Raw genomic sequence first — 17,918 nt, forward strand, 5'->3', positions numbered from 1 at the left:
TCGTTCGTCGTTTCGGCGTTTGATCGGACACTGCGTCCACCCGTTCATCTGCCGAAACCACGAAGAGGTCACGTCGAGTAACCCATACGTGATCTTGAGGAGTCAGTTGTGGCTGTGCAGGACCTCGTTCAGACCGCCCCAGACCGCGTTGTTCGGGCGGGCCTCGACCGCGCCCGTGACCGAGTTGCGGCGGAAGAGGATGTGGGAGGCGCCGGACAGCTCGCGCGCCTTGACGATCTGCCCGTCCGGCATGGTGACGCGGGTACCGGCCGTGACGTACAGCCCCGCCTCGACCACGCACTCGTCGCCGAGCGCGATGCCGACGCCCGCCTCGGCGCCGATCAGGCAGCGCTCGCCGATGGTGATGCGGACGTTGCCGCCGCCGGACAGGGTGCCCATGGTGGAGGCGCCGCCGCCGATGTCCGAGCCGTCGCCGACCACGACGCCCGCGGAGATGCGGCCCTCGACCATCGAGGTGCCGAGCGTGCCGGCGTTGAAGTTCACGAAGCCCTCGTGCATGACCGTGGTGCCGTCGGCGAGGTGCGCGCCGAGGCGGACCCGGTCGGCGTCGGCGATGCGGACGCCCTTGGGGGCCACGTAGTCGGTCATGCGCGGGAACTTGTCGATCGAGGTGACCTGGAGGTGCAGGCCCTCGGCGCGGGCGTTCAGCCGCACCTTCTCGACGTCGTCCACGGCGACCGGGCCGAGCGAGGTCCAGGCGACGTTGGCGAGGTGGCCGAAGATGCCGTCCAGGCTCTGGCCGTGCGGCTGGACCAGGCGGTGCGAGAGCAGGTGCAGGCGCAGGTAGACGTCGTGCGCGTCGATCGGCTTGTCGTCGAGGGAGCCGATGACCGTACGGACCGCGACCACCTCGACGCCCCGGCGGGCGTCCGGACCGAGCGCCGCGGCCGCGCCGCCGCCGAGCAGTTCCGCGGCGCGTTCGGCCGACAGCCGTTCGGTGCCGGAGGGGCCAGGGCCGCCCTCGGCAGTCACAGCGGTGAGCTCGGGCGCGGGGAACCAGGTGTCGAGGACGGTGCCGTCGGCGGCGAGTGTGGCGAGGCCGGCGGCAACGGCGCCGGTGGTGCGAGGAGCAGTCGTGTCGGTCATGAGGGCAAACTAACGTGGCGGGGGGCGCCCGGGCGAACCGGTGCGCACGGCGTCTCACGTGCCGGGCGCACCGTCCGGGATCCGGCACGGACCGGGCGGGCTCAGGCCTTGCCGACGGCCCGGATCAGGGCCGTTCCCCCTTCTCGTCCACCACCGCCGTCGTGAGCCGTGCCCCGCCGAGCACGACGTCGCCCTTGTCCCACTGCGGGTCGCCGCTCCGCGCCACCGACCGGTACCCGGCGTAGAGGTAGGAGGCCGGGTCCAGGAGCACCTCGTCCCGGGAGGTGCCGACGGTGCTCTTCCGGTACAGCGCGTAGGCGCTGCGCCCCGCGATGTCCTGGACCTCCGCGGCCTGCACGCCGGGGATCGTGGCGAGGGCCCGGTAGACCTTGGCGAGACCGGCCGGGTCGTAGGCGTAGGCCCGGCTCAGCACGGCCACGAGGGCCCGGTACTCGTGCTCGATCCGGGTCTCGGACTTGTCGGTGGCGTAGAAGAACGCGCGCGCCTTCGCCCGGACCTTCGCCGGGTCGTCCGGCAGGCTTTCGAGGAACTCGTACTCCTCCCGGGGCGAGTGGTCGTCACCGGCCTTGCCGTCCTCCATCTTCGGATCGGCGTACGCGTACCAGTCCTCGCTGGTCTGCGGTCCCGGCTCGTCGTCCGTCATGTTCGTCTCGACGGACTTCACGTAGATCCACTGGCCGTCGCGTGCCGCGACCGCGGGACCGGCGGCGATCTTGGCGGCGGCGTCGTTCAGGAGGTCCTTGGCGCTGCCGAGTTCCAGGGTGTACCCGGGCCCGGCGCCCGGCTGGACCCCGTCCGGGTCGCGGTCGGCCACCTGGGTCCCGATCAGGGTCACCGCCGTGATCAGGGCCGCCGTCGCCGCGGCCGTCAGCCGCCAGTCGCTGCGCAGCCGGCGGACGCGGGTGCGGCCCGTCGCCTCCCGCAGCAGCCGGTCGCGCCCGGCGAGAAGGGGCGCGCGCTCGGCCGCCGGGGCCTCGCCCCGCAGTTCACGGACCGCCGTCATCTCGTCCATGTCAGAACACCTCCGTGGTGTCGAGCGTGAATGCGGGGTCGGCGCCCAGGGCCGTACGGACCTTGCGGCGGGCGCGGTTGAGCCGGGAGCGCACGGTGCCGACGGGGATCCCGAGCGCCTGTGAGACCTCGATGTAGGTCAGGTCCGCCCAGGCCACGAGGAGCAGCACATGCCGGTCGCCCACGGACAGCGCGGCCAGCGCCCCGGCGAGCGGAGCCTGCGCGGTCTGCGCGGTGACCCGGTCGTCGGCCCGCTCGGACCAGGTCTCGGCGACCGGGTCGTGCCCGGTGCGGGCCAGCGCCCGCAGGGCCCGCACCTCGGCACGGCGCTGCTTGCCGACGAGGTTGCCCGCGATGCCGTAGAGCCAGGGGCGGGCGTTGGGGCGGGTGGTGTCGTAGCGGGACCGGAGACGGAAGGCGATGAGGAAGGTCTCCGCCGTGATGTCGTCGGCGGCACCCACGCCCAGCCGGCGTGCCACGTAGCGGTGGATGTCGGGGGCGTACCGGTCGTAGAGGCGGGCGAAGAGTTCCGGTTCCTCCAGGGACTGGGCGACGACCTGGGCGTCCTCGGGCGAGGACGGGTCCGGTGGTCCGGTCACGGGGCGGCCTCCGTGGGTGGGGTCGGGGTGAGGATGTCACCCGCTGTTCCCCGACGTCGGCAAAGGGGTTCACGGACCGGCGGGCACGCACCGAGGACCGCGGTCCTCCCGGCTCAGGTGCCGGCGTCGATGACCCTCGCCAACATCTCCCGGGCGAACTCCTCGTCGTACGGCGTTCCCGTCAGCAGCACCTGCAAGCAGATCCCGTCCGTCAGCGCGACCAGTGCCCGCGCGGTGACCGGGTCGGCGCGGGCGGCGAGCCGCTCGGCGAGATCGTCGGCCCACTCGGCGGCGACCGGGCGCAGGGCGGGGCGGCGCAGGGCGGCCAGATAGAGCTCGTACTCCAGCTCGACGCCGGTGCGCTCACCGGCCAGCCACTCGCCCAGCAGACCGGCGAGTTCGGCGGCCAGGTCGGTGCGCGGGTCGGCGAGGCCGCCGCGGGCGGCGATCACCTTGGCGAAGCCCTCGTTGGCCTGGCGGAGCGCCGCGACCATCAGTTCGTCGAGGGTCTTGAAGTGGTACGTCGTGGAGCCGAGCGGCACATCGGCCTCGGCGGCCACGGAGCGGTGACTCAGCCCGGCGAGGCCCTTGGCACCGACGACCCGGATCGCCGCGTCGATGATCCGCTGCCGCCGCTCGGGGTCATGACGGCGGGGCATCAGTGCGCCCCGCCCAGGTTGAGCACCACCACCCCGACGATGATCAGCGCCATGCCGGCCGCCTTGGCCGTGGTCATCCCCTCCCCCAGGAACAGCATCCCGATGGCGGCGATGGCCGCTGTGCCGACGCCGGCCCAGATCGCGTACGCGGTGCCGACCGAGATGGTCTTCAGCGTCTGGGCGAGCAGCACGATGGAGAGGACGTAGCCGAGGACAGTGAGCAGCGAGGGCACCGGCCTGCTGAAGCCGTCGCTGTACTTCATGGCCGTGGTCCCGGCGACCTCGGCGGCGATCGCCACGGCGAGCAAGAGATATCCCATGTGTACGAGCGTACATAACGCCGCATCGCTGCTCGCGTCGGACACGCACCCTCGCGCCCTCGCCCCCGACGTGGTCACCGGCCGACTGCCACCGGACCCGGTTCGCGCACCCGCGCCAGGGGGTCGGCGTCCGCCGCCTGGCGTGGGCCGCGCGCCGGAGGGCGGACACCTCGCGGTAGTGGAGCGGTTCGGCGGGGTCGGGCCGGACCGCTGAGCTCGATCGTGGCCGTGGCGCTGCGACCGCCGGCCCACCGCTGCCTCGCACGGCCGTATCTGATCCGCGGTCAGGCGCAAGCCGGCTACCCGCACGCGAGGTGTCCGGGGCGCCGTGGGTGCGCCGGTGCCAGGTCCTGCGGGCGGGGACGGCCGTACCGGCCGGCCGGTGCGGCTCGGTCATCCCGGGGGCGTACTCCTCGCCCAAGTAACGGCAGAGCTCGCGCAGTCGGGGCTCCAGGTCGGCCACGAGATCCTCGAAGCACAGCTCGTGCCGGCCGCCGAGTCCGATCCTGTGCGCGTAGCGCCGGGTCACGTCCATCACCTGCGCCCAGGTGGCGACGGCCTCGTGGAAGCCGCAGTGCCACCAGGACATCCCCAGCAACGAGGCAACGCAGTCGCGGCTGTTCCCGTACGAGGTGCACGAACTGGGCGTCCGGGAACAGCCGCAGGATCTCCGGCACGTGCGGGGCGTACGCGGGCCGCTTGTCCCCCCAGCGCACCTTGCCGTGCCGTTGCGCGTACGCCCTGAGGGGGATCCCGAGCGTGGAGCCCGGCGTCGGCGGCCCGTCCTCGATCCGCTCGGCCACGGAGCCCGCGTCCAGCCCGAGTTCGTGGAACCGGGTCTCCTTGCGGCCGGTGATCCAGGCGGGAGGCCGGCCCGGTTGCCGGGGGCCCACAGATCGCCGAAACTCAGCCGTCTTTCGTCGGCGGTCGGGACGAAGCGGGTTTCCGGGGGGAGCGCGATCCTCGGGTGCGCGTGCAGCATCAGCTGCAACAGGGTGGTGCCGGAGCGCGGGCAGCCGAGCACGAAGACGGGGCGGAGCGGGGCAGGTTCAGAGGTGACCACGCTCCGGGGCTGCCGTGGCCGAATGAGGTGAAGCCGGGGTCGTCTCGGGGAAGAGCTGTGAACATTCGACCTCGTGTGAAACCGGGGAGGCCGAAAACCACTCGTGCAAACGGCTCCCAGGAGCTCACCGGCTCCACTAGTGTTTCACCGTTCACCTACTTCCCCGTCTCGGCCGCAGCCGTCGCCCCAGGCGCCCGCCGGAGGAATCGCGCATGCCACGAAGCAAGTCCCGGCCCCCTCAGAACCAGCCATGGGAGAGCGGCTGGTCCCCGGACACCACCCGGGTGCCGGGGACACGACGCCTTTGGCTGGCCGGCGCGTTGGCGATAGCCACGGTCGCCGCGTGCGTGACGGCGGTGACCGTGACCCAGCACCCCACTGACGATCCGTCACCCGCCCCGGACCAGGCGGCCGCCGCGGACCCGAGCGGACCCGGTCTGATCTCCTACGCCACCCCGTCCACGACGGGCACCTCGGGATCCGGCGACAAGAGCGCGTCACCGTCCGCCCGGACGACCACGAGCGCCCCCGAACCACAGGGCTCGGCCTCCGCGAACCCGCCCGCCCCTCCCGCCGAGTCCCCCAGGCCGAGCCCGAGTTCGGCCGCCCCGAAGCCCTCGACGACATGGCGTTCGGTCCGCTCGGTCAACTACCCCGACCGCTACTGGCACATCAGCGGCGGCCTGGTGCGGCTCGACCCGGTCGGCGGCTCGGAATCCCGCGAGGACTCCACGTTCAAGGTGGTCAAGGGCCTGGCCGACAGCTCCTGCCAGTCCTTCGCCACGGCCGACGGCAAGTATCTCCGCCACCGCGACTTCGTCCTGCGCGCGGACCGCGACGACGGCTCGTCCCTCTTCAAGCAGGACGCCACGTTCTGCCCCCGCACCTCACCGGTGTCCGGCGCGATCATGCTGGAGTCGGTCAACTTCCCGGGCCGCTTCCTGCGCCACAACGACTTCACACTGCGCCTGGAGTCGTACCAGCACAGCAGTCTGTACCAGTCGGACTCGGCGTTCCGGCTGGTGGCCCCCCTGGCCTGAGCACGAGAAACGGCGACGCCCGAAGGCGTCGCCGTTCGCACCGGCTCGTGGATCTCAGACGTTGAAGCCGAGCGCCCGCAGCTGCTCCCGCCCGTCGTCCGTGATCTTGTCGGGGCCCCACGGGGGCATCCAGACCCAGTTGATGCGCAGCTCGTTGACGAGGCCGTCCGTGGCGGACTTGGCCTGGTCCTCGATGACGTCGGTCAGCGGGCAGGCCGCCGAGGTCAGGGTCATGTCGATCGTCGCGATGTTCGCGTCGTCGATGTGGATGCCGTAGATCAGGCCGAGGTTGACGACGTCGATGCCCAATTCGGGGTCGACGACGTCGTACAGGGCCTCGCGGACTTCCTCTTCCGAGGCCGGCTTCATCTCAAGGGTCTCGCTCATGCCGTCTTCCTTTCGGCGTCGGCTCCCAGCGCCTGGGCCGTCGCGTCCTTCCACGCCATCCAGCTCAGGAGAGCGCACTTCACCCGCGCCGGGTACTTGGAGACACCGGCGAACGCGACCGCGTCCTCCAGCACCTCCTCCATCGCGTCGTCGGGCTCGATCCGGCCCTTGGACTGCATCAGCTCCAGGAAGGTCTCCTGGATCTTCTGCGCGTCCGCCAGGTCCTTGCCGACCAGCAGGTCGTTCAGCACCGAGGCCGAGGCCTGGCTGATCGAGCAGCCCTGACCCTCGTACGAGACGTCGCTGACGGTCGTACCGTCGTACTTCACGCGCAGCGTGATCTCGTCGCCGCACGTCGGGTTGACGTGGTGCACCTCGGCGTCGCCATCCCGAAGACCACGCCCGTGCGGGTGCTTGTAGTGGTCCAGGATGACTTCCTGGTACATCGAATCCAGCTTCACGATTCCAGCCAGCCCCTCAGCCGAAGAAGTTCCGTACGTGCTCCAGCCCGTCGACCAGAGCCTCGATCTCGGCCGGCGTGGAGTACAGATAGAACGACGCTCGCGTGGTCGCAGGAATTCCGTACCGCAGGCAGACGGGGCGTGCGCAGTGATGACCCACGCGTACCGCGATGCCCTGCTCGTCGAGGACCTGGCCCACGTCGTGCGGGTGGATGTCACCGAGCGTGAACGAGATCGCCGCGCCGCGGTCCTCGGCCGTGGTGGGGCCGATGATCCTGAGGCCCGGCACCTCGCCGAGCCTGTTCACCGCGTACTCGGTGAGCGCGTGCTCGTGGGCGAGGATCTTGTCCATGCCGATCGACGACAGGTAGTCGATCGCCGCGCCCAGACCGACCGCCTGCGCGATCGGCGGGGTGCCCGCCTCGAACTTGTGCGGGGCGGGAGCGTACGTCGACGAGTGCATCGACACGGTCTCGATCATCTCGCCGCCGCCCAGGAACGGGGGCAGGTCCTCCAGCAACTCCTGGCGGCCCCAGAGCACGCCGATGCCGGTCGGACCGCACATCTTGTGGCCGGTGAAGGCCACGAAGTCGGCCTGCAGGGCCTGCACGTCCATCGGCATGTGCGGCGCGGCCTGCGAGGCGTCGATGCAGACCAGCGCGCCGACCTCCTGCGCGCGGCGCACTATCGCCTCGACCGGGTTGACCGTGCCCAGGATGTTCGACACCAGCACGAAGGAGACGATCTTCGTCTTCTCGGTGATGATCTCGTCGATGTTGGAGAGGTCGAGCCGGCCGTCGTCGGTCAGGCCGAACCACTTCAGCTTCGCGCCCGTGCGCTGCGCGAGCAGCTGCCACGGCACGATGTTGGAGTGGTGCTCCATCTCCGTGATGACGATCTCGGTCTCGTGGTCCACGCGGTAGGGCTCGTCGGCCCAGCCCAGCATGTTCGCCACGAGGTTGAGCGACTCGGAGGCGTTCTTGGTGAAGATCACCTCGTCGCGGCTCGGCGCGTTGATGAACGCGGCGACCTTGTCGCGCGCGCCCTCGTACAGCGCCGTGGCCTCCTCGGCGAGCACATGCACACCGCGGTGGACGTTGGCGTTGTAGCGCTCGTAGTACTCACTCAGGGCGTCCAGTACCTGGCGCGGCTTCTGCGAGGTCGCCGCGTTGTCCAGGTAGACGAGCTTCCGGTCGTCGTGGACCAGACGGTCCAGGATGGGGAAGTCCTTACGGATCGCCTCGGTGTCGAGGAGGCCCGGCAGCTGTGTCACGCGGATACTCCACCCTTCGTGTAAGCCTCGTAGCCCTCGTTCTCCAGCTTGTCGGCGAGCTCGGCGCCGCCGGACTCGACGATCCGGCCGCCGGAGAAGACGTGCACGTAGTCGGGCTTGATGTAGCGCAGGATGCGCGTGTAGTGCGTGATCAGCAGGGTGCCGACCTCGCCGGTCTCACGGACGCGGTTGACGCCCTCGGAGACGACCCGCAGCGCGTCGACGTCCAGACCGGAGTCCGTCTCGTCGAGGATCGCGACCTTCGGCTTGAGCAGCTCGAGCTGGAGGATCTCGTGGCGCTTCTTCTCACCGCCGGAGAAGCCCTCGTTCACGTTGCGCTCGGCGAAGGCCGGGTCCATGTTGAGCCGCTGCATGGTCTCCTTGACCTCCTTCACCCACGTCCGCAGCTTGGGGGCCTCGCCACGGATGGCGGTGGCGGACGTGCGCAGGAAGTTGGAGACCGAGACGCCGGGGACCTCGACGGGGTACTGCATCGCCAGGAACAGTCCCGCGCGGGCGCGCTCGTCGACGGACATCTCCAGGACGTCCTCGCCGTCGAGGGTGACGGTTCCGCCGGTGATCGTGTACTTGGGGTGACCCGCGAGCGAGTAGGCGAGCGTCGACTTGCCGGAGCCGTTGGGGCCCATGATGGCGTGCGTCTCGCCCTGCTTCACGGTGAGGTCGACACCCTTGAGGATTTCCTTCGTGCCGTTCTCGACCTCGACGGTGACGTGCAGGTCTCGGATTTCAAGCGTTGCCATGGGTGCCTCAGGACTCCTGGGAAAGGGAGACGAGCACATCGTCCCCTTCGATCTTTACGGGATATACGGGGACGGGGCGCGTCGCGGGCAGGCCGGACGGTTTGCCGGTGCGGAGGTCGAAGCTGGAGCCGTGCAGCCAGCACTCGATCTGACAGTCCTCCACCTCGCCCTCGGAGAGCGAGACGTTCGCGTGCGAGCAGATGTCGTGGATCGCGAACACCTCCCCCTCGGTACGCACGACCGAGACCGGCGTGCCGTCGAGTTCCACCCGCTTCGGGGTGTCCTCCTCCAGCTCGCTCAGCCCGCAGGCGCGTACGAACGTCGACGGGGCAGTCATCAGACCGACGCCTCCAGCTCCTCGTCGATCTTCACGAGAAGGCGCTCTTCGATGTCGTCGACACCGATCTTCTGGACGAGCTCGGCGAAGAAGCCACGGACCACCAGGCGACGGGCCTCGCCGGCGGGGATGCCGCGGGCCATCAGGTAGAAGAGCTGCTCGTCGTCGAAGCGGCCGGTCGCCGAGGCGTGGCCGGCGCCGACGATCTCGCCGGTCTCGATCTCCAGGTTCGGCACCGAGTCGACCCGGGCGCCGTCCGTGAGGACGAGGTTCCGGTTCATCTCGTACGTGTCGGTGCCCTCGGCCGTGGCCTCGATGAGCACGTCGCCGATCCACACCGCGTGGGCGCCCTCGCCCTGGAGCGCGCCCTTGTAGGCGACGTTCGACTTGCAGTGCGGGGTGTTGTGGTCGACGAGGAGGCGGTGCTCCTGGTGCTGGCCCGCGTCGGTGAAGTACAGGCCGAACAGCTCGGCCTCACCGCCGGGGCCGGCGTAGGCCACGCGCGGGTGCAGGCGGACGAGGTCACCGCCGAAGGTGACCACGAACGACTTGAAGGTGGCGTCCCGGCCGATCAGCGCGTTGTGCTGGGCCACGTGCACGGCTTTGTCGTCCCAGTCCTGGACGGAGACGACGGTCAGCTTGGCACCGTCGCCCAGGATGTAGTCGACGTTGGCGGCGAGCACGGCGTCACCGGTGTGGTCGATGACGACGACGGCCTCGGCGAAGGCACCCAGCTCGACGACCTGGTGGGCGTAGGCGGTCCCGCCCTCGCCGTGCACGGCGATGCGGATCGGCTCGGTGAGGACCGTCTCCTTGGGGACGGTGATCACACCGGCCTTCTCGAACGCCGAGTACGCCTGGGCGGCGACGCGGTCCACCGGGGTGCCCGCCTTGCCGAGGCGGGCGTCGTCACGGCCGACGAGCTCGACGACGACGCCCTCGGGGGCGTCGACGGCGACCTTCAGGCCGTCGCCGGTGGCGACCGCGGTGCCATCGTGCAGCCCGCGCAGCCGCTCCAGCGGCGTGAACCGCCATTCCTCCTCGCGGCCGTGCGGGACCGGGAAGTCCTGCACGTCGAAGGACGGGGGCGCGCTCATGCGCGTGGCGACGGTCGACTCGGCGGCCACCGCGATCTGGCCCGCGGTGGTGGAGCCCACGGGGATGTTCTGAGCCTCAGCCATGGCTGTCGGTCTGCTCTCTTCCTACGTCAGAAATTCGCTAGCTGGTCCGGAGGGCGGGCGTCAGCCGACCGCGCCTTCCATCTGCAGCTCGATCAGCCGGTTGAGTTCGAGGGCGTACTCCATGGGGAGTTCCTTCGCGATGGGCTCGACGAAGCCGCGCACGATCATGGCCATCGCCTCGAACTCGGTCAGACCACGGCTCATCAGGTAGAAGAGCTGGTCCTCGGAGACCTTGGAGACGGTCGCCTCGTGGCCCATGGACACGTCGTCCTCGCGGACGTCCACGTAGGGGTACGTGTCGGAGCGGGAGATGGTGTCGACGAGCAGCGCGTCGCACAGCACGTTCGACTTGGAGCCGTGGGCGCCCTCGCCGATCTCGACGAGACCGCGGTAGGACGTACGACCGCCGCCACGCGCCACCGACTTGGAGACGATGTTGGAGGAGGTGTTCGGCGCCATGTGGACCATCTTGGAGCCGGCGTCCTGGTGCTGGCCCTCGCCCGCGAAGGCGATGGAGAGGGTCTCGCCCTTGGCGTGCTCGCCCATCAGGTAGACGGCCGGGTACTTCATCGTGACCTTGGAGCCGATGTTGCCGTCGATCCACTCCATGGTCGCGCCCTCGTACGCCACGGCGCGCTTGGTGACCAGGTTGTAGACGTTGTTCGACCAGTTCTGGATGGTCGTGTAACGGCAACGGGCGTTCTTCTTGACGATGATCTCGACGACCGCGGAGTGCAGCGAGTCCGACTTGTAGATCGGAGCCGTACAGCCCTCGACGTAGTGCACGTAGGCACCCTCGTCGACGATGATCAGGGTCCGCTCGAACTGGCCCATGTTCTCCGTGTTGATGCGGAAGTAGGCCTGGAGCGGGATCTCGACGTGCACGCCCGGCGGCACGTAGATGAAGGAGCCGCCCGACCACACCGCGGTGTTCAGGGAGGCGAACTTGTTGTCACCGACCGGGATGACGGTCCCGAAGTACTCCTTGAAGAGCTCCGGGTGCTCCTTCAGGGCCGTGTCGGTGTCAAGGAAGATGACGCCCTGCTCCTCCAGGTCCTCGCGGATCTGGTGGTAGACGACCTCGGACTCGTACTGGGCCGCGACACCGGCGACGAGGCGCTGCTTCTCCGCCTCGGGGATGCCGAGCTTGTCGTACGTGTTCTTGATGTCCTCGGGCAGGTCCTCCCAGGACTCCGCCTGCTTCTCCGTGGAGCGTACGAAGTACTTGATGTTGTCGAAGTCGATGCCCGACAGGTCCGAGCCCCAGTTCGGCATGGGCTTCTTGCCGAACAGACGCAAGCCCTTGAGACGGAGCTTGGTCATCCACTCCGGTTCGCTCTTCTTCGCGGAGATGTCGCGGACGACGTCCTCGTTGATGCCGCGCTTGGCAGAGGCGCCGGCCGTGTCGGAGTCGGCCCAGCCGTATTCGTACTTGCCCAGGCCCTCGAGCTCGGGGTGGGCAGTCTCCGTGGGGAGAGTCATGCGGGGTTCCTCCCGGCCGTGCTTGCAGATGCGATATCGGTGCTGTGGGAAATCTTGGGGATGAACGTCGTGCAGACGCCGTCGCCGTGCGCGATGGTCGCCAGTCGCTGGACGTGCGTGCCGAGCAGCTGGGAGAAGATCTCCGTCTCCGCCTCGCAGAGCTGCGGGAACTTTTCCGCGACGTGGGCCACCGGGCAGTGGTGCTGGCAGAGCTGCTCGCCGACCGGTGCGCTTCGCGCCGTAGCAGCGTACCCGTCCGCGCTCAAGGCCTTGGCCAGCGCTTCCGTCCGCTCTTCGGGTGCGGCGGCCTCGATGGCCTTGCGGTAGGCCGTGGCCTGTTCGGCGATCCGGGCGCGGGCGAAGGCGACGACCGCCTCGTCCCCGCCGAACCGCTCCTGGATGAAGCGCAGGGCGTCCGCGGCGAGCTTGTCATAGGACTGGTCGAAGGCGTCGCGGCCGCAGTCGGTGAGTGCGAAGACCTTGGCGGGCCGGCCGCGCGTGCGCGCTCCGTACACCCGCTGTTCCCGGGCCTCCACGACATCGTCGGCGACCAGCGCGTCCAGATGCCGGCGTACGGCCGCCTGGGTGAGTCCCAGCCGTCCGGCCAGCTCGGTGGCGGTCGACGGCCCGTGATCCAGGATGGACCGCGCGACCCGGTTGCGCGTCGAGCGCTCACCGGTCGCTAGCTCCTCCTGCGGGGCCCCCTTGGGGGTCTCCCGAGCCTCGCCGACGTATTTCACAACGCCATTGTTGCGTAATTCCTCTGAGGCAGGCAAGCGGGGTCCGCGCCGCTCGACGGTGCCCTGCGTCACTTAGGCTTACCTAATCTGACCTGCGGAAACGATCTTTGATCGATCAAATCGGTGGCGCCGACCAGCACCGTCCGGGACACTCCCGCCCATGCCCACACCCCCTCCCACCGGCCCTCTTGTCACTCGGGACGCCCTCGCGGCCCAGCTGCGCGCCCTGGGTGTCGAACCCGGCGAAACCCTCCTCGTCCACTCCTCCCTCAGTTCACTCGGCTGGGTCTGCGGAGGAGCCGTCGCGGCCGTCCAGGCCCTTCTCGACGCGCTCGGTCCGGACGGCACCCTGGTGGTCCCCGCCCAGTCCAGCGACCTCTCGGACCCGGCGCACTGGGGCCGCCCGCCGGTGCCCGAGGCCTGGTGGGACACGATTCGGGCCACCATGCCCGCCTATGACCCGCTCATCACCCCCACCCGCGGGCTCGGGGTGATCCCGGAGACCGTCCGGACGTGGCCCGGCGCCCTGCGCAGCGCGCACCCCCAGACCTCGTTCGCGGCCCTCGGCCCGCGCGCGGCGGAGGTGACCGACGGGCACGCCCCCGACTGCAGGCTCGGCGAACGCAGCCCGCTGGCCCGCCTTGAGGCGCTCGACGCCCGGGTACTGCTGCTGGGCACCGGATACGACACCTGCACCAGCTTCCACCTGGCCGAGTACCGCATACCGGCGCCGCGTGTGAAGGTGGGCCGCCCAGGGGCGGCGGGCTGGGAGGTGGTCACCGAGGTGTCGATCGACTCGGACCGGTTCGACGAGCTGGGCCACGACTTCGAACGGGACCGCCCCGTCGTACGCGCGAAGGTGGGCGCCGCCGACGTACGGCTGTTCCCCGTGGCGGACGCGGTGGCCTACGCGCAGCGGTGGCTGGCGGTGCACCGGCCGCGCGAGGAGGAGATCTGAGGCCCGGTCCGTCCGGGCCCCAGGTGGAGATCTCGTACCCGCCGGTCAGGGCCTCCGTTCACGAACCTAGACTCTGGACCCATGCGAAGTGAGCCCGTGGTCCAGGTCCAGGCCCTGGTGAAGCGGTACGGCAGGAAGACCGCGGTGGACGGCCTCGACCTGGTGGCCAAGGCGGGCGTCACCGCCGTACTCGGCCCCAACGGGGCGGGCAAGACGACGACGGTCGAGACCTGCGAGGGGTACCGGAAGCCGGACTCGGGCACGGTGCGCGTCCTGGGGCTCGACCCGGTGAGACAGTCGCGACAGCTGCACCCCCGGATCGGCGTGATGCTGCAGTCCGGGGGCGTCTACTCGGGCGCGCGGGCCGACGAGATGCTCCGGCACGTCGCCAAGCTGCACGCCCACCCCCTGGACGTGGACGCGCTCATCGAGCGCCTGGGCCTCGGCAGTTGCGGCCGGACGACCTACCGGCGCCTGTCGGGAGGCCAGCAGCAGCGGCTCGCGCTCGCCATGGCGGTCGTCGGCCGCCCCGAACTGGCGTTCCTGGACGAGCCCACCGCCGGCCTCGACCCGCAGGCCCGCCACGCCACCTGGGACCTCGTGCGGGACCTGCGCGCCGACGGCGTCTCCGTGATCCTCACGACCCACCACATGGACGAGGCCGAGCAGCTCGCCGACGACGTCGCGATCATCGACGCGGGCCGGGTCATCGCCCAGGGCTCCCCGGAGGAGCTGTGCCGCGGCGGCGCCGAGAACACCCTGCGCTTCAGCGGCCGGCCGGGCCTGGACGTCGGGTCCCTGCTCAAGGCGCTCCCGGCGGACTGCACGGCCGCGGAGCTGACGCCGGGCTCGTACCGGATCGGCGGCAAGGTCGACCCCCAACTGCTCGCGACGGTCACCTCCTGGTGCGCGCAGCACGGGGTGATGCCGGAGAAGATCTCGGTCGAACGGCACACCCTCGAAGACGTGTTCTTGGAGCTCACGGGCAAGGAGCTGCGCTCATGACCACCGGCACCACCGGCACCACCGGTACCTACGCGCCGCGGCCGGGTGCCGCTCCGCTCCCCCGCATGATCGGGGCGCAGGCCGCGCTGGAGACGAAGATGCTCCTGCGCAACGGCGAGCAACTCCTGCTGACCGTGGTCATCCCCACGCTGCTGCTGGTGCTGTTCAGCTCGGTCGACATCGTCGACACGGGCGCCGGCGAGGCCGTCGACTTCCTGACCCCCGGCATCCTCGCGCTCGCCGTGATGTCGACGGCGTTCACCGGACAGGCCATCGCCACGGGCTTCGAGCGCCGGTACGGCGTCCTCAAGCGCCTCGCCTCCTCCCCCCTCCCCCGCTGGGGCCTGATGGCCGCGAAGACGCTGGCCGTGCTGGTCACGGAGGTCCTCCAGGTCGTCCTGCTGACGGTGATCGCCTTCGCCCTGGGCTGGTCGCCGCACGGCAACCCCTTCGCCGTACTGCTTCTGCTGGCCCTCGGGACGGCCGCCTTCTCGGGGCTCGGTCTGCTGATGGCGGGCACGCTGAAGGCGGAGGCCACGCTGGGCGCCGCCAACCTGGTCTTCCTGCTGCTGCTGGTGGGCGGCGGGGTGATCGTGCCGCTGGACAAGTTCCCCTCCGGCGCCCAGGACGTGCTCGCACTGCTGCCGATCTCGGCGCTGTCCGACGGGCTGCGGGACGTGCTCCAGCACGGTGCCGGGATGCCGTGGGGCGACCTGGGGATCCTCGCCGTGTGGGCGGTCGTGGGGCTGGCGGCGGCGGGGCGGTTCTTCCGCTGGGAGTAGGTCGCGAGGCACCTCCGGGGACCCTCGTGAAAGCGTGCACAAGCGGCCCCCTACGATGGGACGCGTGCCAAAAGTGACCCGCGCCGACGCCGTAGCGGCCGTCCGCAACCCGCTCGCCTTCATCGCCGCACGCTGGACCCCGACCCCCCGCACGGTCCGGCGGGCGGCGCTCGCCGCACTCGTCATGTCGGTGCTCATCGTGGTCACCGGCGGTGCCGTGCGGCTCACCGGGTCCGGGCTCGGCTGCCCGACCTGGCCCAAGTGCACCGACAACTCGCTGACCACCACCAGCGCGATGGGCTTCCACGGTGCCATCGAGTTCGGCAACCGCATGCTGACGTACGTGCTGTGCGCCGCGGTCGGCTGGGCGATCATCGCGGCGCGCTCCGAGAAGCCGTACCGGCGCGGTCTGACCCGGCTGGGCTGGGCGCAGTTCTGGATCGTGATGAGCAACGCGGTCCTCGGCGGCATCGTGGTCCTGGTCGGCCTCAACCCGTACACGGTCGCGGCGCACTTCGTGGCGACGTCCGCCCTGATCGCGGTCGCCACGGTGATGTGGCAGCGCGCCAGGGAAGGCGACGGGACGCCCCGCCCGCTGGTCGGCAGGTCCGTGCAGCAACTGGTGTGGTTCCTGGTCGCCGCCGCCGTCCTGCTGATCCTGGTCGGCACGGTGGTCACCGGCGCGGGACCGCACGCGGGCGACTCCAGCGAGGTCGAGCGGATGCCGCTCGACTGGGAGACCGTCAGCAAGGTGCACGCGGTACTGGCCTGGATCGTGGTGTCGCTGACTTTCGCCCTGTGGTTCGTCCTCAAGGCGGTCGACGCCCCGAAGGTGCCCCTGGCGCGCACCCGCGACCTCTTCCTGATCCTGCTCGCGCAGGGCGTCATCGGCTACGTCCAGTACTTCACCGACCTTCCCGAGTTCCTGGTCGGCCTGCACATGCTCGGCTCGGCCCTGGTGTGGATCGCGGTGCTGCGTGTGCTGCTGTCCCTGCGGGAACGGGCGCAGGCAGTGGCCGATGTGCCGGGCCCTTCGAGCGAGGCGACGCTGACCCGGGCGTGAGCGAGCGGAACGTGAGCGTACGGCCGTAGCCCACGCTCACCGGCTCACTCCAGCCCGTACACCCGCCTGGCGTTCCCCGCCGCGATCAGTCCCGCCACCCGCTGGGCGTCCGCCAGCGACCACGCGCCCTCGGCCACCCAGGTGCCCAGCACCCGGCTCAGCGCCTCCCGGAACAGCCGCGCCCCCACGACGTGCAGCTCGGGCAGGCCCTGTGCCCCGCTGGAGAAGAGGATCTTCCCGAAGGGGGCCAGCTCCAGGATCTCCGCGAGGACGGTGGCGGCGCGGGCCCCGGTCCGTACCAGCGCGGCGCCCGAGTCGGCGTACACGTGCGGGAAGACCCCGGCGAGGTGGGCCGCGTGCCGGTGGTACGGGTAGCCGTGCAGCAGCACGAGGTCCGTGCCCAGGCCCGCCGTGGCCCGGACGAAGTCCGTGAGCAGCACCGGATCCGTACGGTCGATGCGCAGCCCCGGTTCGCCCAGTCCGGCGTGCAGTTGGAGCGGCAGGCCGGAGGCGACCGCGATCCACAACAGGTGCCGCAGCAGCACCGGGTCGCTCAGCTCGCCGCCGACCCGGCGTCCGGCGAGCCAGCGGCCTGCGGCGCCGCGCACCTCGCCCGGTCCCGGGGGCTCGGGCGCGAGCGCGAGTCCGTGCCGGACGCCCGCCACGGAGGTGAAGGCCACGGCACCCGAGGCGGCGCCGTGCACCGACTCGGCGAGGTTGGCGAGGAAGGACTCGACGGTGCCCGAGGTGTCGGCGACCTGCTCGGCGAGGAGTTCGAGCCGCACGATCTCGCGGGCCTGAGCCTCCGCGGTGGAGGCCATCTCCACGGGCCCGGTCAGGTCGCCGGGCAGCCCGGTGTCGACCAGATACGTCGTGATCCCGCTGCCGCGCAGCAGCCTGCGGCCCGATTCCAGTACGCCGAGTTCACGGCGCCGGGCGAGATACCGGGCGGGCGGGCAGTGCGGCTCCAGACCGAGCAGCGGGGGGCACCAGCGGCGTAAGGCGAACCCGGTCTGCGTGTCGAAGAGGGTCGTGCCCGGCGCGGGCGGACCCTCGGTCCGGGCCAGCTGGGCCTCGAAGGTGCCGAGGCCCAGCTCCGTTCTCAGGACGCCGTGACAGTACTGGTCCACGAGGGACGGCGTTTCGATCATCCCGACTCCCCATCTCGGACTCTGGCTTTCTCAGGTCCTAACGGGTGAACCGGGCATCAGGTGTTGGGCGTACACACCCCGTGCGAATCGCCGAAAGATCAGTCGTTGGACGGGCCGCCCACCTGGATTCCCGCCATGCGGCTCCACTCGTACGGGCCCGTCTTCACCTTGGCCGCGAACTCACCGTCGAAGTCCTCGTGGACGGTGATCCCGGCCTTGTCCACCGCCTGCTCGGCGAGGGCGTACGAGGGGGCGACCACGTCGCCCCAGGCGCCGTCCTCGCCGACGAGCACGATCCGGGCGCCGCGCTCCCCGAGGTAGGCGATCTGGCCCTCGGCGCCGCCGTGCGCCTTGGAGAAGCCGCTGATCTGCTTGGCGAGCCGGGTCACTTTGCGCTCGGCCTTCGGGTCCACCTGCTGCGTGTCTGCCATGGCCAGGATGCTACCGACGGGTAGATCAAACGGCGACGGGCGGGGGGGGGGGGGGGGGGGGCCCCCCCCCCCCCCCCCCCCCCCCC

The 17,918-nt window shown here is 70.6% G+C and carries 21 protein-coding genes; 5 read left to right on the forward strand and 16 right to left on the reverse strand.

The window, feature by feature from the left end:
• Positions 1–102 precede the first annotated feature (102 nt).
• The 6 genes from dapD to ACWBNA_RS06670 all read right to left on the reverse strand — a co-directional run bounded on the left by dapD (position 103) and on the right by ACWBNA_RS06670 (position 4,610).
• Positions 103–1,107, reverse strand: coding sequence for a 2,3,4,5-tetrahydropyridine-2,6-dicarboxylate N-succinyltransferase (dapD, locus tag ACWBNA_RS06645; protein ID WP_482703270.1), 1,005 nt, complete (start codon positions 1,105–1,107; stop codon positions 103–105).
• A gap of 124 nt (positions 1,108–1,231) precedes the next feature.
• Positions 1,232–2,140, reverse strand: a complete 909-nt coding sequence (locus ACWBNA_RS06650; RefSeq protein ID WP_482703271.1) for a CU044_5270 family protein — start codon at positions 2,138–2,140, stop codon at positions 1,232–1,234.
• 1 nt (position 2,141) lies between these two features.
• Positions 2,142–2,738: an RNA polymerase sigma factor gene (locus tag ACWBNA_RS06655; RefSeq protein ID WP_482703272.1), complete on the reverse strand. Its 597-nt coding sequence runs from the start codon at positions 2,736–2,738 to the stop codon at positions 2,142–2,144.
• Positions 2,739–2,851: 113 nt separating this feature from the next.
• Complete coding sequence (locus ACWBNA_RS06660) at positions 2,852–3,397, reverse strand: TetR/AcrR family transcriptional regulator (RefSeq protein WP_482703347.1); 546 nt, start codon at positions 3,395–3,397, stop codon at positions 2,852–2,854.
• A complete protein-coding gene (locus tag ACWBNA_RS06665) occupies positions 3,397–3,717 on the reverse strand; it encodes a DMT family transporter (protein WP_482703273.1) in 321 nt (106 codons plus the stop codon). The genes ACWBNA_RS06660 and ACWBNA_RS06665 overlap by 1 nt, the downstream gene beginning before the upstream one ends.
• A gap of 299 nt (positions 3,718–4,016) precedes the next feature.
• A complete protein-coding gene (locus ACWBNA_RS06670) occupies positions 4,017–4,610 on the reverse strand; it encodes a sulfotransferase (RefSeq protein WP_482703274.1) in 594 nt (197 codons plus the stop codon).
• Positions 4,611–4,992: 382 nt separating this feature from the next.
• Here ACWBNA_RS06670 and ACWBNA_RS06675 point away from each other — a divergent pair, with 382 nt between their 5' ends.
• Positions 4,993–5,820, forward strand: coding sequence for an AbfB domain-containing protein (locus ACWBNA_RS06675; protein ID WP_482703275.1), 828 nt, complete (start codon positions 4,993–4,995; stop codon positions 5,818–5,820).
• A 54-nt stretch (positions 5,821–5,874) separates the two neighbouring features.
• Here ACWBNA_RS06675 and ACWBNA_RS06680 read toward each other — a convergent pair whose 3' ends face one another.
• Genes ACWBNA_RS06680 through ACWBNA_RS06715 form a run of 8 tightly spaced genes read right to left on the reverse strand, consistent with a single transcriptional unit; the run spans position 5,875 to position 12,442 of the window.
• Positions 5,875–6,207 (reverse strand): metal-sulfur cluster assembly factor, encoded by a 333-nt coding sequence (locus ACWBNA_RS06680; protein ID WP_020130530.1) that lies wholly within the window; start codon positions 6,205–6,207, stop codon positions 5,875–5,877.
• Positions 6,204–6,668 carry a Fe-S cluster assembly sulfur transfer protein SufU gene (sufU, locus tag ACWBNA_RS06685; RefSeq protein WP_482703276.1) on the reverse strand — a complete coding sequence of 155 codons (465 nt, stop codon included), beginning with the start codon at positions 6,666–6,668 and terminating at the stop codon, positions 6,204–6,206. Before sufU ends, ACWBNA_RS06680 begins: the two co-directional genes overlap by 4 nt.
• Positions 6,669–6,684: 16 nt before the next feature.
• On the reverse strand, positions 6,685–7,941 hold the full coding sequence (locus ACWBNA_RS06690) for a cysteine desulfurase (protein WP_482703277.1): 1,257 nt from the start codon (positions 7,939–7,941) through the stop codon (positions 6,685–6,687).
• A complete protein-coding gene (gene sufC, locus ACWBNA_RS06695) occupies positions 7,938–8,702 on the reverse strand; it encodes a Fe-S cluster assembly ATPase SufC (RefSeq protein WP_482703278.1) in 765 nt (254 codons plus the stop codon). The genes ACWBNA_RS06690 and sufC overlap by 4 nt, the downstream gene beginning before the upstream one ends.
• Positions 8,703–8,709: 7 nt before the next feature.
• Positions 8,710–9,039: a non-heme iron oxygenase ferredoxin subunit gene (locus tag ACWBNA_RS06700; RefSeq protein ID WP_383865099.1), complete on the reverse strand. Its 330-nt coding sequence runs from the start codon at positions 9,037–9,039 to the stop codon at positions 8,710–8,712.
• A complete protein-coding gene (gene sufD / locus ACWBNA_RS06705; protein WP_482703279.1) occupies positions 9,039–10,220 on the reverse strand; it encodes a Fe-S cluster assembly protein SufD in 1,182 nt (393 codons plus the stop codon). The genes ACWBNA_RS06700 and sufD overlap by 1 nt, the downstream gene beginning before the upstream one ends.
• Positions 10,221–10,280: 60 nt before the next feature.
• Positions 10,281–11,702 carry a Fe-S cluster assembly protein SufB gene (sufB, locus tag ACWBNA_RS06710; protein ID WP_053755568.1) on the reverse strand — a complete coding sequence of 474 codons (1,422 nt, stop codon included), beginning with the start codon at positions 11,700–11,702 and terminating at the stop codon, positions 10,281–10,283.
• The gene (locus tag ACWBNA_RS06715) at positions 11,699–12,442 is read right to left on the reverse strand and encodes a helix-turn-helix transcriptional regulator (protein WP_482703280.1); all 744 of its coding nucleotides are present in this window, start codon (positions 12,440–12,442) and stop codon (positions 11,699–11,701) included. Before ACWBNA_RS06715 ends, sufB begins: the two co-directional genes overlap by 4 nt.
• Positions 12,443–12,602: 160 nt before the next feature.
• Between ACWBNA_RS06715 and ACWBNA_RS06720 the strand changes: the two genes are divergently transcribed.
• The 4 genes from ACWBNA_RS06720 (at position 12,603) to ACWBNA_RS06735 (ending at position 16,250) form a co-directional block, all read left to right on the forward strand.
• Positions 12,603–13,400, forward strand: a complete 798-nt coding sequence (locus ACWBNA_RS06720) for an AAC(3) family N-acetyltransferase (protein ID WP_482703281.1) — start codon at positions 12,603–12,605, stop codon at positions 13,398–13,400.
• 81 nt (positions 13,401–13,481) lie between these two features.
• On the forward strand, positions 13,482–14,405 hold the full coding sequence (locus ACWBNA_RS06725) for an ABC transporter ATP-binding protein (RefSeq protein WP_383865086.1): 924 nt from the start codon (positions 13,482–13,484) through the stop codon (positions 14,403–14,405).
• Positions 14,402–15,187 (forward strand): ABC transporter permease, encoded by a 786-nt coding sequence (locus ACWBNA_RS06730; RefSeq protein ID WP_482703282.1) that lies wholly within the window; start codon positions 14,402–14,404, stop codon positions 15,185–15,187. Before ACWBNA_RS06725 ends, ACWBNA_RS06730 begins: the two co-directional genes overlap by 4 nt.
• 55 nt (positions 15,188–15,242) lie before the next feature.
• On the forward strand, positions 15,243–16,250 hold the full coding sequence (locus tag ACWBNA_RS06735; protein ID WP_482703283.1) for a COX15/CtaA family protein: 1,008 nt from the start codon (positions 15,243–15,245) through the stop codon (positions 16,248–16,250).
• 44 nt (positions 16,251–16,294) lie between these two features.
• On the opposite strand, the gene ACWBNA_RS06740 is transcribed toward ACWBNA_RS06735, so the two are convergent.
• Complete coding sequence (locus ACWBNA_RS06740; RefSeq protein WP_468654062.1) at positions 16,295–17,401, reverse strand: amidohydrolase family protein; 1,107 nt, start codon at positions 17,399–17,401, stop codon at positions 16,295–16,297.
• Between the two features lie 98 nt (positions 17,402–17,499).
• Positions 17,500–17,832, reverse strand: a complete 333-nt coding sequence (locus tag ACWBNA_RS06745) for a hypothetical protein (RefSeq protein WP_482703284.1) — start codon at positions 17,830–17,832, stop codon at positions 17,500–17,502.
• Positions 17,833–17,918 lie beyond the last annotated feature (86 nt).

This window comes from Streptomyces sp. Q2, assembly GCF_056820935.1.

Coding starts and splice junctions, on each gene's coding strand:
- dapD (WP_482703270.1), bottom strand. CDS start 1,107: ATGACCGACACGACTGCTCCTCGCACCACCGGCGCCGTTGCCGCCGGC.
- ACWBNA_RS06650 (WP_482703271.1), bottom strand. CDS start 2,140: ATGGACGAGATGACGGCGGTCCGTGAACTGCGGGGCGAGGCCCCGGCG.
- ACWBNA_RS06660 (WP_482703347.1), bottom strand. CDS start 3,397: ATGCCCCGCCGTCATGACCCCGAGCGGCGGCAGCGGATCATCGACGCG.
- ACWBNA_RS06665 (WP_482703273.1), bottom strand. CDS start 3,717: ATGGGATATCTCTTGCTCGCCGTGGCGATCGCCGCCGAGGTCGCCGGG.
- ACWBNA_RS06675 (WP_482703275.1), top strand. CDS start 4,993: ATGCCACGAAGCAAGTCCCGGCCCCCTCAGAACCAGCCATGGGAGAGC.
- ACWBNA_RS06680 (WP_020130530.1), bottom strand. CDS start 6,207: ATGAGCGAGACCCTTGAGATGAAGCCGGCCTCGGAAGAGGAAGTCCGC.
- sufC (WP_482703278.1), bottom strand. CDS start 8,702: ATGGCAACGCTTGAAATCCGAGACCTGCACGTCACCGTCGAGGTCGAG.
- ACWBNA_RS06700 (WP_383865099.1), bottom strand. CDS start 9,039: ATGACTGCCCCGTCGACGTTCGTACGCGCCTGCGGGCTGAGCGAGCTG.
- sufD (WP_482703279.1), bottom strand. CDS start 10,220: ATGGCTGAGGCTCAGAACATCCCCGTGGGCTCCACCACCGCGGGCCAG.
- sufB (WP_053755568.1), bottom strand. CDS start 11,702: ATGACTCTCCCCACGGAGACTGCCCACCCCGAGCTCGAGGGCCTGGGC.
- ACWBNA_RS06720 (WP_482703281.1), top strand. CDS start 12,603: ATGCCCACACCCCCTCCCACCGGCCCTCTTGTCACTCGGGACGCCCTC.
- ACWBNA_RS06725 (WP_383865086.1), top strand. CDS start 13,482: ATGCGAAGTGAGCCCGTGGTCCAGGTCCAGGCCCTGGTGAAGCGGTAC.
- ACWBNA_RS06730 (WP_482703282.1), top strand. CDS start 14,402: ATGACCACCGGCACCACCGGCACCACCGGTACCTACGCGCCGCGGCCG.
- ACWBNA_RS06735 (WP_482703283.1), top strand. CDS start 15,243: ATGGGACGCGTGCCAAAAGTGACCCGCGCCGACGCCGTAGCGGCCGTC.
- ACWBNA_RS06740 (WP_468654062.1), bottom strand. CDS start 17,401: ATGATCGAAACGCCGTCCCTCGTGGACCAGTACTGTCACGGCGTCCTG.
- ACWBNA_RS06745 (WP_482703284.1), bottom strand. CDS start 17,832: ATGGCAGACACGCAGCAGGTGGACCCGAAGGCCGAGCGCAAAGTGACC.